Raw genomic sequence first — 17,253 nt, 5'->3', positions numbered from 1 at the left:
GGTTGTTGTGCTGGCTTGTTAGCTGTTGTACTTGCAGCTGGTTGTTGTGCTGGCTTATTAACTGTTGTACTTGCAGCTGGCTTGCTGGTTGTTGAAGCATCTTTCCACATCGGCACATATCCATCAGCAGCATTTGCTGGGCGCTTCCAACTAGAATCCGTAGTAACATAAACTTTTACTACAGTTTGATAGTTATTCCAATGGAAGTGTCCAGTTTGATCCCATGTACTATAACGAGCTACATGCCCATTTTCTCCTGAAGTTAAATATGAGTTTTCAACTTCATTAGGAAATGCAAATCTGTATCCATCTGGAGCATATACCTGATAGTCCCCAACAGGGTTTGTATTAGCATTATACATTCCACGGAGGACGTCTCGCCCATTTGAACCATATTTACCATAGTCAAGATTCATTACAGTTTGACCAATAACTTGACCATCAGGAACATTATCTTCACTATTTTTATTATTATTTGGATATTGCGTGTTTACCCAATTAATTACCACCTGATAACTATCTTTTTGCGGCGTTGGATGTGATTCTGTATTTCCATCATTGTCATTGATAGGTGACATAAATAATTGAATCGCATCATCTTTTGAATGTTTAAGTGTCCCATTGGTTACCTTCTGGGCATTTGCAAAAGAGAAAGTAATCGCATTAGATGTAGGTTCCTTTGACCAATATCCATCTGTTGATGTTGCCTTCACATTTCCGTTGTCATCTTTAATAGTATCTGTGCTCTGGACACCGTTACGTTGATTATCGAACCATTCAGTATATGGAATATCAAATTTCCAACCATCAAGAGGGTGAACCGTTACATCACCGTTTGGAGATGTAAAAGTAACTCCGCTAGTATTACCATTAAAATTATCACCGTAATATGTATTATTTTCTTTTGATGAAGAGTTCCAAAGTGCTTCACGCTGATCCAATACTTTACCATTTTCCTTATTTATCAAATAGATTTGCATACTATCAGCATTTTGAATGTCTTTTCCCGCTTGACTACGATTTGTTGGTTCTCCTGATTGACCATCATAAACACTTTGTTGTGATGTTGTGTTTACCGTTGAAGCGCTATTTTTAACAGCAAAATTAATTGGCTGTGATTCACGTGGTGAAGCAGTCTTTACAGCAGATGACATATTTTGCTTTGAACTTGATTGTGTGTTTGCTACTGAAGCCTTAGCTGAACTTGATTGTGTGTTTGCTACTAAAGTCTTAGCTGAACTTGATTGTGTGTTTGCTACTGAAGTCTTAGCTGAACTTGATTTCAACTGAACCACATTAGCTTGTGATGAGGTATTTTTATTTGCCACTGAACTATTGTTACTTGAGTTTGATACATCACTCACAGCGTCTGCATTAGCAGATGAACCAAACTCCAACCCCAATCCAACCGAAAGGAGGGTAATTCCCATGGTAACCCATGTCTTTCCTTTTTTGTACATCTTATAATGAGTCTTAGATTCGCCTAAATACTTTCCTTTCATTTCTACTAGCCTCTTTATTATTAGATTAAATATTATACATTATGTATTATATATTTTTTTTGATGATAAATCTATAAAATGTATTATTTTTTTTATTTAATTTCATTTTATACGTAAGTTTAAATATTCGCGTATTTTTCGTTAAACTTTTCCATTTATCATAATCAAATTTTCTATTTAAATATAATTGTAATTTTACAAAGTTAGGATCAACTTTTCCCCTATTTAATTCAATATAATTTTTAAAATTACCAATATTATTTACATATGCATAATCTAACGCATAATCCGTCATGAAATAATCAACCGATTCATCATTTTCTTTCCAAAAACTTGCAAAAAAATTATCCATAAATTGAAAAAGTGGATGCTCTTTAGGACCGCCAAATAATGCAGTATGCCATCTTCCCTCTGCAACAAAAAAATGTTCATTGTCGGGAATCCCTGAAACTGTACATAAACCCGAAAAGTAATCATCTGACACAGTATCAATTGCAAAATCAGTTGCATCAAGCCAAAGTCCTCCGTAATTTCTTAACAGGTTAAATCTTAATACATCCGAAAAAAACATTGGACTAATAGTTCCATTTTTAAACTTATTAATAATATAATTAGGAAGTTTTGCATAATTATCGAAGTTTTCACTAGTCAATAAGATAACCCTTGCATTGCCTTTATTTTTCTGAATGGTTTTAATACAATTTGCAACCAAATCCGGCATAGAATTATATCCTTGTGCCCAAAACACCCAAATTATCTTTGAGTTTTCTTTGGATTTTGTTTCATTATGATAATCAGCATTTATTAAATAACTTTGTAATTTTCTTTTAATTCGATCATGTCGAAATTTGTTAAATTTTCTTTGAATTTTGACTGGTGCATGCAATTTTCTAATCACTTTAGAATTTAACATACATAACTTATTAAAATTATCCAATTAAAACCAACCTTTCGGAATTTATGATTATACAACAATTGAAGCACTTTTACATATTTTTGATCAAAGCCTTTAAAGTTTAAAATCTCAAAAATAGGCAATTAACTGAATAATCTATTTTCCATTTTTCTTAATGAATCCAATAAATTCTTTCCTTTTCGGATTTTTTTAGCATAATTTTGAACATTAAGTTGAATAGCCTGATACTCTTCATGTGAAATTTTAGTTAAAACTTCATCTAAGTTATCAATTCTACCAACAACAATTCCTAGTCTATTTTCTTGAATAAATGGAGCAATTCCCGCCTCATCCCATACAATTACTGGAATCCCAGTACTTAAATATAAGGATGCTTTATGTGGAGAATTAAAACGAGTATACTCCCCAAAAATTCCAGTATTAGTCTTACAAGAATCCCCATCCCAAACTAAACCGAAATCGCCTTCAAGATATCTTGGTAATTCATCTGGATCAAATGATCCTTTGTAGAAAATTCCTTCTTTATAAATTTTTTTTGATTTAGGAGCACCATATACATTAAGACGTATTTTATTAAATCTGAGCTTATTTAGAAATTCTGCTTTGCTTAAATTTCCCGCAAAACAAATCTCTCTATTATATTCTTTCTTTACTTTAATTGGTGCGTCATTAAGATAATCAAAAAGGTTCTGTTCAATCATTTGCACATGAACTCCTGTTGCTTTTAAGTACTTCTTCATTGATAAGTTATGAACAATAATTCCATCTACTTCGTTGAAAATTTGAACCTCCTTATTGGTATATGCTTGATCCCCCTTTCTTTGACGTAAGGCTTCTACATCATGAATTAATAAAATGATTTTAGAATTCTTATTATTTGCTTTAATAGACTCGATAACACTTCTTATAACAATCATTGAATATAATGGATATTGGATAATATATTCATCAGCGTTATTTTCTTTAATAAGCTTTGGAATATCGATTTTAGAAAAAAGTAATTTTCTCACCCTATCTTCAGGCACCACAATATCAAGAGGAACAAAACCGTTATTTACTAAAATATTTCGATCATCATTTTTAGCTTTTGATCCAGCATTTTGCCCATTTCGATTTAATACAGAAGTAATTACTATTTTTTTCAATTTGACAAGCTCCCAACCTTAGATTCTAAAATCTTTTTGTTTTAAAATTCTCCATAAAATATGTTTAATTGGTAAATAAACATTCCCTATCTTTACATCTGTAAATTTATTAGTCTTAAAGTACCATTTACTTAAATATTTAACTCTTGCATCAAATGACGAATGATTTTCATCCATCCAATACTCTAATGTTTCCTTATTTACTTTATTTATTGGATGATACCCTGTTGTTGTAATTACAAATGTATTTAAATTATCCAAATTCGAAATAAAATTAGTAAACACTTTTCGTTTTTGTAGATGAATATAACCATACTCATTAAATAAAATCTTACCCTTATTTTTATAAATTAAATATGTCTTTCCTTTGTTCCACAAAAAACACATTCGTCTTGATTTAACAAATCTCTTATCATTTGAATACAAATCTAAATTTTCATAGAGAATATCCCCACATAAATCTTTATTTATATAATTTTCAAATCCGTAGTATTGATAAATTTTGTTAATTCCTGATGTTTCATCAAAATAAGTAGCATCATTTGTCTCTGTCATTTTGTTAAACAAATTTATTTGATGACCATTTTCTTTAATTGAAAGCATATAACGATGATTAATCTCAGGCGTATTCCTGATAATAGTAAAGTGTCCCCAATTTCCAATTTTGTCATATTCTTTTTGAATCGGACCGTTAATAAATTTCTCTATATCCCCAAATACAGTATCAATATCACAATATCCCCAGTACTGATAGTCAGATACATACTTATTAAATATTTCACCATAAAGAGGCCTATAGTCACATAACTTATATGGAGCATCACATTCGATATCCCGTTTTCCACTTACAATTTCAGCTCTATACTTTATTTCTTCTAAAGTAATTTTATTAAAAAAGATGTTTTTATATTTTCCATTGTATTTTTCTATTGGTTGGTCAGTAAAGAAAAACCAATCAATATTTTGATTTTTACTATACGTATAAATTGTTGTATCAAAATACTTAGGAAATTTACCAATATATGGAATAATCATTGCAACTTTATTCATTTTTTCCATTCCTTTCTTTAACCCCAAAACTAATATCTGCTAATATCATAACTACAAAAATATCGTATGAAAGTTGAATTGTAAAACTTTCAATTAAACCAGCAATTGTTAAAAGTAACATTGCAATTACAAAAGAGTATCTTTTTTCACTCATACTTTTGTATGTCAAATATGAAAAAACTACTATCATCACTATAAAAAGAACTAGTCCATTAATTAATAACGTTTGTATAAAAGAACTGTCAATATAAAAATAATTTTTTACCATCCAGCTATTTTGGGTCATTGCTAGACCAGCATATCCACCAAACCCTTGCATCTGAACATGGTTTCCAAAAAGACATATTGGATAACGTAATAATCCCTGTTGAGTTAGATATAGACGATTACTTAATATATTATTTAGGTTAAATTCATTTGGATTTATTGAATTATAATTTCTAGCCAAGAATATATATCCTATTATCAAAATGACAACTGCTATTGCAGGGATAAAATTGTTTATTTTATTTAATAATTTAAATATTGGCTTCCTAAAAATTAAGATAAACAAAAGTGTAAATGTCAAATATCCATCTAATCGTGCATTGGCCTTAGAAATAATAAACCATCCTGCAACCGCAATTGCTATATCTTCTATTAAGTTAAGTTTAAATTTTTTAAATACAGTGTATGCTAGTATAAAATAAAAAATATGTGCTGCTTCTAAAGTAGGATATGTAAATCCATATGACGTTCTAGGTTTTCCGTCTCTCCAAAAAACCAAATTAGGTATTTTACCCATTAATGCTGAAATATTTACAACTAATAATAAAGCTAATACTGTGATGAAATATACCCTCATTATCTTTTTAAAATTAACGTCTTTAGCTGCAAATATAAACGGAATGATTAATAACATGTCATGCCGTGCAGCATCATAACTTAGTATGGCGGCTCCTAAACAAATTACATAAGCTCCTAATTGTTTTAGAGTATACCGATCAATAAATAATGACTTAGCAATACAAAGTATTATGCCTATTCGAATTAAATAAATTGCATGCGGAGCCCACGAAAACATTGTTCCTAATAAAAGAGAGCCGCTAATTCCAAAAACTAAAGCAATTAAATATACCTTTTCACCAAGATTTTGTTTTCTTTCATTTACTATCGTATCCATAAAGTAACACCTATATTATTATCGTTTATATACTAAATATGCCATTCGAACTAAATTAAAAATAAAACCATTTGACCGCATTAATTTGATAAACAAATCGTTATTTAATTGATTAAAAATAGCCTGTGATTGGCTTTGGACTTTTTGATCAAATTCTTTAACTTTCTTTCTTGCTTGCTTTGATGAATTCATTAATAAGTATGTTCGCATAATTGCTGCCACTGCATGGGTTACCCATGAAAACGTTAATTTGTCTTTATTTTTAGTCATTCCTTGAATTTTAAAGTTTTCATACATTTTCATCAAGTTTAAAGCAATGTTCACTTGCATATCTACATTTTTTAGCATTTTTTCCTTAGATACACTTTGTTCAGCAATTCCAAAGCGATACATATAAACTACATAATCATAAACCTTTAAAGTCTGAGCAAGATATAATGACCACACATTATATTCTTGATCAACATAAAAACTATTTTCTGTAATGTTTACGTTATTATCTTTCAATAACCGCGTTTTAACAGTAATCATATGCATTTCAATTCGCGGAATATCAAACTCATCATTCATATTATAAATTTTAGTTTTATCAAACCCTTTTAAATTCTCAATTACTTCTTCATGATTATCTGGGAATACCCGTGCATACTTTGTTAAAATTAAGTCCGCAGTCTCATTCTTTAATTGATCAATGAATTTTACAAAATTTTCAGTATTAATCCAATCATCACCATCTAACACTTTAAAATATTTTCCAGTTGCCAACTCAATCCCTTTATTAATTGTTGATCCATGACCACCATTGTCTTTTTTCACATACTTGAAAGTATCTGGTGCGATTTTTTCATATTTCATCGCTACTTCTCCTGTATTATCTTTTGATCCATCATCAACAATTAAAACTTCGATATCATCTAAAAATCTTTGATCATTCAAAGAACTAAGCGTTTTTTCTAACGTTTTCTCAACATTATATGCCGCAATCGAAATTGTAAGTGTTTTCATTTATATCCTACTTTCTTTTTTATAAAAAAAGGAACAGCTTCTTAATAGCCATCCCTTTCTATCTGTGATTTAAAAGAAGAAAAATCTTTTTTTCTTCTTAATTGGTGAATAATCATGTGCCACAACGCGTTCACCGTTAATCAAATCTTCAGCATTTTTTTCAAATTGAATAGCCTTATTTTCTCCAAAATCTTCTGCAATCTGATCTAATGCTTCATGCAGCACAAACTTTCTCCCTTTTAATGTATGTGCGTCTGAAGCAACAATTTGAACCAGATTATGTTCTACCAATTTCTTTGATATTTTAGCAACTTTTTCACCAAAACCGCCAACATAACTTGTAGCTGTAACCTGGGCTAACGCGCCCTTCTTAATGAAGTTATATAACAATTCAAGATTACTTTGTATTTCGCTATTTCTTTCAGGGTGAACAATTACAGGTGTCGTTCCTAATTTTTTTAATTTAAAAATCATTTGTTCAGCATATTCTGGAACATTTCCATGTGGAAATTCAAGTAGCATATATCGCTTATTCGCATCAATTCCTAATAAATCATCATATTTGGAAATTAAGTTACCATTGATGTGTACTTCTTGTCCTGGAAAAACACGCAATGGAATTTGATAAGCATTTAATTTTTCTTGAAATTCATTAGTTGCCCTAATCACATCATTTTTATGATTTACATACTCATTATCTAAATGATGCGGCGTACATAAAATGTGGGTTACTCCATCACTAACAGCTTGTTTTGCTAACATCAATGAACTTTCCAAATTAGGTGATCCGTCATCAATTTCTGGTAAAATATGACAGTGCAAATCAACTATTTTTTCAAATTCCACGATTTATCCACCTTAATCCTCTAGTGCCTTGATTTTTTACGATGTTTACGATGACTATGAGTCTTTGAATCGTCATTTTCATTTCCGTAACCATAACCATAGCCATAACCATAGCCATAATACCCATTATGTTCAATTTTAACATCATTTAATACAGTCCCAATGATTTTCCCGCCAACATGTTTCAAAGCATCAACAGCGTCATGTACGGCATTCTTATTAGCAATATTTTGGCGAACAACCAAAATAGTTCCATCAACTCGTGCTGCAATTAATTGAGCATCGGTAACCGATAAGACTGGCGGAGCATCATAGATAACTAAATCAAAGTTATTTTCTAATGCACTTTGCAACGTTTCCATCCGCTTTGAACCAATTAGTTCCGACGGGTTAGGTGGAACTGGTCCACTCGGCATTACATATAAATTGTTTACCGTTGTTCCATAAAGAACATCATTAATATTAAAATCTCGATCAGTCAAAAAGTTCGTTAATCCGCGTGAATCAGCAATTCCAAAAGTTGCTTGAATTGTCGGACGTCGTAGATCAGCATCAATTAATAGCACTTTTAGTCCTTGTTTCGCAAATGAAGCCGCAACATTAGCTGAAATTGTCGATTTTCCTTCCGAAGCTGTAGACGAAGTTATCATAATGCTTTTATAGTCTTGGTCAGCACTTGAATAAGCAATATTCGTACGAATCGTATTAAATTGTTCAGTATCTACCGATTTAGGTTTAGCGACAGTAACAAGATAGATTCCTTTTTCCATACTTGTTGTATCAAGCTCTTTTTTTCTGTTAAATAAATCCTTAATACTCATTGTTCACTCTCCTAAACTCTATACCCGTTTACTCTGTTCGTTATCATTTTCTGAACTCATCCGATTACGAGCAATGACCTTGGCAACACCATAATCTTTATCATTGAAATTCATATGATAAACAACACCTAAATTTACTAAACCTAAATCATCTGATAAGTACTTTTCTGATTTAACCGTATTATCTAAGCCTAACATTAATATCACTTTAACAATCCCGATTAAAAGACCCGCAAGTAAACCGATAATTGCACCTTTTTTTAAATTTGGCGATACTGGCTTATCATTTGGGGTTGCACTTGAAACAATTGTTACATTATTAATGTGCATCATCTTAGTGATTTTTCTTTTAAATACCTCACTCACCGTATTTGCCATATCTGCAGCAATTACTGGGCTCTTAGCTTTTGCATTGATACTAATTACCAATGAATTCACTTGATTTGATACTGAAATGTCCTTACTTAAACTGTTAATATTTCCTTGATAATGATCTTTCTTTTGCAACTCTTTTAAGGCTGGTTCTAAAATAATGTTTTTCTTTAAAACATCTTTATATGTATTGATCGCTTGAAGATCTGTCTGCTGTGCATTCCATTGCATCGCATCATTATTAATCTTTTGACTAACTAAGATATCCGTCGTCGCTGTATATTTAGGAGTTATAAAAAATAACATAATCAACAAAACAACTACTAAACCACTAATTCCAAATAAAACAATCTGTCCAATGTTTTTCCGAATTTCGTTCAGGATATCTTCCCAATTGAAATATCTTTCCTTATTTTCACTATTATCCATTGAATAATATCTCCTTAATCCATTTAACTAAATATTCTATTCTTTAATGGACGCACATAAATTTGAAATACTGACGCCATCCATAATGATAATCGATCTGGTAATAAATTATACATGTTAAATAATATTTTTTTGATTCCCTTTTTCTGATCCTTTTTTAAGGGAATATCTTTCCATGGGCTTATTTTATAATATTTTATCCATTCTTGTGTTTTAGGATGTGTCGCTTCCTTAAACCAGGGACGGATGGTATTAAAAGCACTTGTATAATGAACTATTGTTGGATTTTTCTTAGCCTCGTCAACTTCGCTTTGGCTATAAAAATTAACTGGTTTTCGATACTTTATCATTTTATCATACGGATACTCATAAAAAATTGACATCAAATTATAATCTGGTGATAAAGTAAATATTTTCCCACTTAATACACAATTAAGTACTCCCTGATCCCCTTGCTGAACTTTACCTTTCTTCGCAATCAAAAGCTTTGAAATTTTGCTTTCAACATGATTATTACGCCAATTATTTAATTCAACAACATAGACCCCAGAATTGATCATCATATCATTTTCCGAAAGATTTATATTCTTTCGATAATACTTACTAAAAGCATCCTTAACTCCAGCAATAATATTGGTTCCTAGGTCTATTTCAAAAAGATTTTTTATTGAGTTCACAATTAAAGTATCACAATCTAAATACAAAATTCTTTTTATATCATCACCGAAATAATCTTGAATATATAACCTAGAATATTGAGCCAAAGAACCTCGATCCGTTTTAACATCTATCGACAATTTCTGTTGGATATCAACCGGCTTTATCCACCTTGGTCCTTTTCGATTATACTCTCGAAAAACTTCCTCAATTTTTCCCTTATTCTCATTTGAAATCCCCGAATCAAAAATTGTAACCCGCAAATTTTCAAGGTCTTGATTATTTTCTAAAAGTGACAACAAAGAAACCCCCATAATTGGCGCAAAGCCATCATCTGCGGCATAAACTATTTCGTAATCTTCCACTTAAAGCTCCCAACCTTTAATCATTAACCTTATAAACTTTCCTTAAAGTTTCTAATAGACCATTACTATCACTTGTCTGTCCATTAGAATTATTGCTCATTAAAATAATCCCCGAATTCCCATCTTTTGCAATTTCAATCGCTGTCTTATAGCCTTGGATCCCGGCAGCGCCACTAAAGTTATCTGCTGATGCTACCAACTGTCCGGTCATATTCTGAACATTTGCTGTTGTAAACCCTTGTTTGTCTCCATAAGACTTAACTAAGATCTGCATTAATTTCAAATAGTCGCTTGGGCTTGCCATAATCTGGTTCATTCCCATTTGCGAATTCATTGCCTTAGCAAGCTCTCCTCTTGTCATTTTTTGACCATTATTAAACGGTGTTGCTAATTCTGGATCATTGATCTTATTTACAAATTTGATATCACTTAAGTTATTAGGTTTTAAGAAATTATTATTAATATAATTTTGATATGACGTTCCAGATACCTGAGAAATAATTCCTTCTAAAAGAACATAATTAATTTCTTGATAGTTATATGTACCCGCTGTTCCCACATTTGCATGGTTTAAATTCCATTGCAAAATGTTATCACCTGATTGAAGCTGGTTGTTTGGAATATCATTATTCGTAATTCCTGAAGTCATATTAAGTAACGATCTCACCGTAACATTTTTATTAATTTCTAGCGAATCATTATAATATCTATTTACTGGTGTTGATAAACTAAGTTTTCCGTCATCAACTAACTTCATTATTGCTACAGCTGTTAATGTATTTTCTAAATCTGCAACTTGATAAAGCTTGTCATTCTCAATTCCTTTTCCAATAGTTTTACTACCAGATACTTTTCCATTTTGAATCACTGCATATGCACCAGCAAAGCCCTGTCTCTGTAACTTTTTCTCAATTCCACTCAAAGCTGACTTTTTTGCATCTGCTTGATTATCAACTTTAATGGCTGATTCGACAGATTGATTAGTTGCTTGATAACTTTGGCGGCTTCCTTTAGAAGACTTCTTTACTGTTTTTTCATACAAAACATGAGCATAAGAATCGGTATCATATTTTGCAAGCACATAGCCACCAATACCCAGAATTATCATCGCACCTAATGTTAATCCGATTTTCTTTGTTGTTGACATAGATTCTCTCCTTTAATTTTAAAAATCTTAAAGTAATCAATAAGCTTCATTGGGAACAAATATTACTTTAATTGTCTTAAAAATAATTTTCAAATCTAACCAAATACTTCGATTTTGAATATAATCTAAGTCAATGTTAACCATTTCTTGAAATCCCACACTGTTTCTAGCCGTTACTTGCCACAATCCTGTACACCCGGGCTTTACGTATAATCTTTGCTTATCATATTCCGTATAATTTTTCACTTCTCGCGGCAAAGGCGGACGGGGCCCGACAACACTCATCTGCCCAATTAAAACGTTAATCAGCTGCGGAAATTCATCAATACTTGTTTTTCGAATAAATTTTCCTACTCTTGTAACACGTGGGTCGTTTCGCATTTTAAACATTGCACCATCGACTTCGCTGTGTTTTTGGAGTTTTTCAATTTCATCTTCTGCATTAACTCGCATTGAACGAAATTTAAACATTTTGAATTTCTTGCCATTTCTCCCCACCCGGATTTGGTCATAAAATACCGGTCCTCCGTCATCAAGTTTTATTGCAATTGCAACAATTAAAAAAACAGGGCTGAGTATAATCAATCCAATCACACTGGCAATAATATCAAATATTCTTTTACATACTCTATAACCATATTGTTTATCGATTATCTCTTGATCGAGCTCTATGTCCACATTTTCCATTGTATACATTCTTCACCCTTACCTACTTATAAACTGCTATCCAACTCTCCTAATTTATATCTTTAGCATCTAAATATTAATAGATTCCACACACACACTACCTATGATAAATAATTAAAAAAAATAATGCAAAGGTAATTTTAATAATTATTCAAAAAAATAATACAAAGGCAATTTCAATAATCGTTCAAAACTTAATAATAAATTATGTATAAGTAAAAAATATGCATACAAAAAGGGCTAATTTATCTCACACCAATAAATTAGCCTCTAATTAAGATGTTATTGTTGTTCAATTTGAACAGTCTTCAATCCTAGCGATTTTCTAATGAGATCTGAAGCCTTTTGTCGTTGTTGGGCTGAGACCACTTGGAAAGATACCCCATCCAAATTTTGATTCATACCTTGAACGTACGTGCTTTTAACATTTTTAGTTGCTTTACGATATCCAAACGCCAGTTCCTTCATATCATTTAAAGTCAAATCTGTCTTTACTTGTGAAGAAACTGAATTTAAGAAGTTCTTATTAAGAACCGTTGTTGGTGAAACCGACTTCTTTAATAGCGCAGTAATAACCAGCCGTTGACGTTCCTGACGACCATAGTCGCCTCGTGGGTCTTGATAACGCATCCGCGTAAATTTCAAAGCCGTTGAACCATCCATGTGTTGAGCTTGGCCTTTTACAAAGTTTGCACCTAAGTAACTAAATGTCAATGGTGATGTAACCGTTACACCGCCAACGTCATTAATTGCCTTTTCAAGACCGCCCATGTTAATCAAGAAGTAATAATCAATCGGAATCTTAAAGTGGCTTTCAACAGAGTTAATTGCTTCCTTAGCCCCGCCATATGTATATGCTGAGTTGATCTTTGCCGGTGAGTATTGTGGAAAATCAGGTAAGTTAACTTCCATATCACGTGGAATACTCAACAAAGTCGTCTTATTTGTTTTCGGATTGATCGTCATAATCATCATTGTATCTGTCCGGCCTTTATAGTGGCGACCAAGTGCACCCGTGTCTGTCCCCATGATCAAGATTGAAACAGGCTTCTTATCTTTTAAAATTGATGATGCATTCCGTGAATCAGTTGCACCTGATTTTTGATACATATTATTTGTCGTTGATTTTAAATTATGTACCGCAGTTGCTGCAAAGACCCCTGTTAAAATTACAAGAACCGCAATAATTGCTAAAATCACATTGCGAACAACATGACGTTTCTTTTTCTTAGGTGGTTTCCGATGACTTTCCACTCTGGATAAATTATCATTATTCATAATATTAAACCTCTTTTACAAAGAATTCTTTCTCATTATATACAATATAATTTCAAAAATCTTTATTTAGCAAAAAATTTAATTATTTTGACATAAAAGTTCATAAAAAAGGCTCAAAGATTTGGCCAAGTCCTTCAAATATCAGATCATTGAATTTTATCCACTTTACTAATTCTAAAGTAATAAAAATTTAATTTCGGCATTTTGGCATTAATCTACTATATTTTCATTAATTGATCACCAATTTCTATATTAAAGAATGTTACAAATAAATTAAATTTTAATCTTCATTCATTTATGGCAAATCTTGACATAAATATAAAAATAAATTGCATAATAATGGATATATTCCCCACTACTCTGATGACTATCTTATAATAGATTTTGTAAAACCAATTAGGAGGAAAATAAATTTGTTACTTTCAATTATTGTGCCATTTTATAACACTGAAAAATACCTACAAAAAACATTGAAATCTATTCAAAATCAAACATTTACCGATTTTGAATGTCTCATGATTAATGATGGTTCAACTGACACCTCTGTTAAAATTGCCCAATCTTTTGCAAAAGATGATAGCCGGTTTAAATTATTTTCGAATTTCCATGCTGGATTAGCATCAGCATTAAATCTTGCATTATCACATGTTAGTGGCAATTACATTACCTTTTGTGACAGTGATGACTTTCTTGAACCTGATGCTTACCAACATCTCGTTCCGTTGATTGATCAGGCCCCTGATTTAATCATCAGCAATCTCTATTTCGAAAAATACAATCAACCTATATATAGCTCTAACTATCATTTTCATAATTTATTAAATATCGAAGAAATTATTAATACTTTTCCATTAATATATCGGCAACAAATGATGTATTACAATACCAACAAAATTTATCGGCGCGAGTTAGTCAATAATTTGCACTTTCATAACCTAACAGTTGGGCTCGATACAATTTTTAACTATCAAGTTTTTTCTCGATGCCAAACGATTTTCTTTAATCCGCATCCTTACTATCACTATCTTCAACGCAAAGGTTCTTTAGTAAATCACTTTGATTCTCAGCGTTTAACTATCCGTGAAAAAGAAACTGCCGCTTTGAAAACACTATTACATAATTGGCATGCCGCTTATACTGATCAACTTTTAAATGAAGAATGGTTCAATACGTTGGCTAATGTCATTGCTAATATCTATGCACCACTACAAAACGGCCGATCAATGGAACTATCTGAAAGATTATACTTTTTAAATTTGTATTTGACTAAGTGTCTTAAAAAAATCGATTTAAATTTAATAACTCCAGATCAATTATCCTTTATTCACCAAATTAAAAAATGTGTTGACAATCATAATGATAAAATTTTATATAAAAAGTATTCTTTAAGTTAGTAATCTTTTACCATATTACACACTAAATAATTAGGATACATTGAGTCATTTGCTCATATTAACTTTATTTAAACATCATTAAGTACAACATAAGAAAATAGCACACATGAATGCAGCTAATAATCTAAAAACTTTTTCCGGATTTATTTTAAAGACAATTTTGCAACCGCTTGCACGATTCGCTAACATGATTTACAATTAATAATGTTGATACAAATGAATTACTTTTCAGGGGTGAAAATTTCGTTTTGTATCACAAAATTTATTAAGTATATTCTCTACTTATCTCAAATAACTACTTATAACACTTACATAAAGAAGGACTTGTTAAACCTGTGGGCGCTTTTAACAGGTCTTTTTTTATCACTTCAATACAAACCTATTTGGAATTGTTGAAAAAATTTTTTCACTGTTAAACTTAACTTTTCTCCACTTGCATGTTTAAGTAATAACATTTTCATATTCAACATACACTTCCAAGTGATGCCATTTATACCTTTTACAACCCTAACGTTGATTAATTCATCAACTACAAGCAAAATTACGATCACAAATTTTCACAACTTACTTAAATTAAAGTACCAAACGTAACAAAATTTCTTTAAGCAAAAATATTTTGGACATAAGACATAATAAAAAGCTCTAGTTGATTTTCTCAACTAGAGCCTCGCAAAGAGTATTATAGATATGGTTAATGTCGATCTCTCTTACATCTTTATTGTATCGCTTATTCTTTTTTTAGGTTCAAAAAAGCCTTGACTAAATCTAATTGATAATCAAAGCTTTCTTTGAAATTATTTTAAAATTTTTAAACAGAAAGTCATTTTTACAACGATATAATTATTGCCTTATAACTTTCAGGTTACTCGTACTCGATTGTTGCCGGAGGCTTTGAAGTAACATCGTACATTACACGATTAACATGTTTAACTTCATTAACAATTCGAACTGAGACAGTTTGCAAAACATCCCACGGGATTTGAGCAAAATCAGCTGTCATCCCATCAATTGATGTTACAGCACGGATGGCAACAGCATAGTCGTATGTCCGTCCATCGCCCATTACGCCCACAGAACGAATTCCCGGAAGCGCAACAAAGTATTGCCAGATTTTCTTGTCTAAGCCTGCTTTAGCAATTTCTTCCCGTAAAATTGCATCCGCATCCCGGACGATTTTTAATTTTTCTTCTGTAACTTCCCCAATTACCCGGATTCCTAATCCTGGTCCTGGGAATGGTTGCCGCCATACTAGGTTATGCGGCATGCCAAGTTTTTCGCCCAATTCACGAACTTCATCCTTAAAAAGCGTCCGTAATGGTTCGATCAACTTAAAGTCCATGTCCTTTGGAAGCCCCCCAACATTGTGGTGCGACTTGATCGTTTGGGCTGTATCCGTTCCTGATTCGATCACATCAGTGTACAGCGTTCCTTGAGCCAAGAACTTGATTCCATCAAGTTTTTGCGCCTCATCATTGAAGACTTGAATAAATTCATTTCCAATAATCTTCCGTTTCTTTTCGGGATCAGTAACGCCCTTTAACTTATCTAAGAAACGCTTTTGAGCATCAACCTTAATGATATTCAAGCCAAACTTACCAGCTAAACTATCCATTACCTGTTGAGCTTCATTTTTTCGTAATAATCCGTGGTCAACAAAGATACTTGTTAATTGGTTGCCGATTGCCTTGTGCAACAGAACCCCAACGACTGATGAGTCAACCCCACCTGATAATGCAAGCAGGACTTTCTTATCACCGACCGTTTCGCGAATCTTCTTGACCTGCATGTCGATGAAATCATCCATTGTCCAGTTATCACGTGCTCCGCAAACATCAAAGGCAAACCGCCGTAAAATGTCATTTCCGTATTCAGTATTGCGAACTTCGGCGTGGAATTGGATTCCGTAAAACTTCTTTTCATCATTTGCAATTGATGAAATTGGGCAGTTAGCACTCGTTGCAACCGTCTTAAAGCCATCCGGAGCTTGAGTTACCAAATCGCCGTGGCTCATCCAAACCGTTTGTTCTGTCGGCAAGCCTTTGAAAAGCATTGCATCCTTGTCCTTAACGGTAATCACTGCCTTCCCATATTCCTTGTTATCGGCCGGTTCAACTTTTCCGCCCGGAAGAATGTGGGCCATCAATTGCATTCCGTAACAGATTCCTAAAACCGGAATTCCTAAATTAAAGATTTCCGGATCGACCCGGAATGCACCATCATCGTACACACTGTTCGGACCGCCAGAAAAAATAATTCCCTTAGGAGCGATCTTCTTGATTTCCGCTGCTGTCGTTTTGTGCGAAAGTAATTCAGAATATACCCCGAATTCCCGGATTCGCCGGGTAATCAATTGGTTATACTGACTGCCGAAATCAAGCACGATGATCTTATCAAAGTCGTTCATTTCACTTGTTGCCACGCTGTTCACCTCGTTATCAGATATTGGTTATAATTCTAAACTGGTAACCGAATGATGT

At 32.3% G+C, this 17,253-nt stretch carries 15 protein-coding genes; 1 reads left to right on the top strand and 14 read right to left on the bottom strand.

Annotated features, from left to right (window positions below; all coding sequences use genetic code 11):
• The 13 genes from FC64_RS03145 to FC64_RS03085 all read right to left on the bottom strand — a co-directional run.
• Positions 1-1,502 (bottom strand): KxYKxGKxW signal peptide domain-containing protein (locus FC64_RS03145; protein ID WP_202987245.1); only part of this gene is annotated, 1,502 nt, incomplete at its 3' end.
• A gap of 46 nt (positions 1,503-1,548) precedes the next feature.
• The gene (locus FC64_RS03140) at positions 1,549-2,439 is read right to left on the bottom strand and encodes a capsular polysaccharide synthesis protein (protein WP_057906504.1); all 891 of its coding nucleotides are present in this window, start codon (positions 2,437-2,439) and stop codon (positions 1,549-1,551) included.
• 101 nt (positions 2,440-2,540) lie between these two features.
• Positions 2,541-3,563, bottom strand: coding sequence for a glycosyltransferase (locus FC64_RS03135; protein ID WP_057906503.1), 1,023 nt, complete (start codon positions 3,561-3,563; stop codon positions 2,541-2,543).
• Positions 3,564-3,581: 18 nt separating this feature from the next.
• Positions 3,582-4,613 (bottom strand): DUF6625 family protein, encoded by a 1,032-nt coding sequence (locus tag FC64_RS03130; RefSeq protein ID WP_057906502.1) that lies wholly within the window; start codon positions 4,611-4,613, stop codon positions 3,582-3,584.
• On the bottom strand, positions 4,606-5,775 hold the full coding sequence (locus tag FC64_RS03125; protein ID WP_057906501.1) for a hypothetical protein: 1,170 nt from the start codon (positions 5,773-5,775) through the stop codon (positions 4,606-4,608). Before FC64_RS03125 ends, FC64_RS03130 begins: the two co-directional genes overlap by 8 nt.
• An 18-nt stretch (positions 5,776-5,793) precedes the next feature.
• A complete protein-coding gene (locus FC64_RS03120) occupies positions 5,794-6,780 on the bottom strand; it encodes a glycosyltransferase family 2 protein (RefSeq protein WP_057906500.1) in 987 nt (328 codons plus the stop codon).
• 69 nt (positions 6,781-6,849) lie between these two features.
• Positions 6,850-7,626, bottom strand: coding sequence for a tyrosine-protein phosphatase (locus FC64_RS03115; protein ID WP_057906499.1), 777 nt, complete (start codon positions 7,624-7,626; stop codon positions 6,850-6,852).
• A gap of 20 nt (positions 7,627-7,646) precedes the next feature.
• Positions 7,647-8,447, bottom strand: a complete 801-nt coding sequence (locus FC64_RS03110; protein WP_057906498.1) for a CpsD/CapB family tyrosine-protein kinase — start codon at positions 8,445-8,447, stop codon at positions 7,647-7,649.
• Between the two features lie 18 nt (positions 8,448-8,465).
• Positions 8,466-9,248 (bottom strand): YveK family protein, encoded by a 783-nt coding sequence (locus tag FC64_RS03105; RefSeq protein ID WP_057906497.1) that lies wholly within the window; start codon positions 9,246-9,248, stop codon positions 8,466-8,468.
• A 23-nt stretch (positions 9,249-9,271) separates the two neighbouring features.
• The gene (locus FC64_RS03100) at positions 9,272-10,270 is read right to left on the bottom strand and encodes a glycosyltransferase family 8 protein (RefSeq protein WP_235804832.1); all 999 of its coding nucleotides are present in this window, start codon (positions 10,268-10,270) and stop codon (positions 9,272-9,274) included.
• A gap of 16 nt (positions 10,271-10,286) precedes the next feature.
• A complete protein-coding gene (locus tag FC64_RS03095; RefSeq protein ID WP_057906496.1) occupies positions 10,287-11,417 on the bottom strand; it encodes a serine hydrolase domain-containing protein in 1,131 nt (376 codons plus the stop codon).
• Between the two features lie 36 nt (positions 11,418-11,453).
• The gene (locus FC64_RS03090) at positions 11,454-12,104 is read right to left on the bottom strand and encodes a sugar transferase (RefSeq protein ID WP_057906505.1); all 651 of its coding nucleotides are present in this window, start codon (positions 12,102-12,104) and stop codon (positions 11,454-11,456) included.
• Between the two features lie 282 nt (positions 12,105-12,386).
• On the bottom strand, positions 12,387-13,382 hold the full coding sequence (locus FC64_RS03085) for an LCP family protein (protein WP_057906495.1): 996 nt from the start codon (positions 13,380-13,382) through the stop codon (positions 12,387-12,389).
• A gap of 413 nt (positions 13,383-13,795) precedes the next feature.
• On the opposite strand from FC64_RS03085, the gene FC64_RS03080 reads away from it, so the two are divergent.
• Positions 13,796-14,776, top strand: coding sequence for a glycosyltransferase family 2 protein (locus tag FC64_RS03080; RefSeq protein ID WP_057906494.1), 981 nt, complete (start codon positions 13,796-13,798; stop codon positions 14,774-14,776).
• An 862-nt stretch (positions 14,777-15,638) separates the two neighbouring features.
• Here the strand turns inward: FC64_RS03080 and guaA are convergent.
• A complete protein-coding gene (gene guaA, locus FC64_RS03075) occupies positions 15,639-17,180 on the bottom strand; it encodes a glutamine-hydrolyzing GMP synthase (protein WP_202987246.1) in 1,542 nt (513 codons plus the stop codon).
• Between the last annotated feature and the right edge of the window lie 73 nt (positions 17,181-17,253).

The sequence above is a fragment of the Ligilactobacillus araffinosus DSM 20653 genome (genome assembly GCF_001435375.1).
GTDB classification, from domain to species: Bacteria; Bacillota; Bacilli; order Lactobacillales; family Lactobacillaceae; genus Ligilactobacillus; species Ligilactobacillus araffinosus.
Note: the sequence above shows the minus strand (reverse complement) of the source record. Positions and strands in the feature narration are given on the sequence as shown.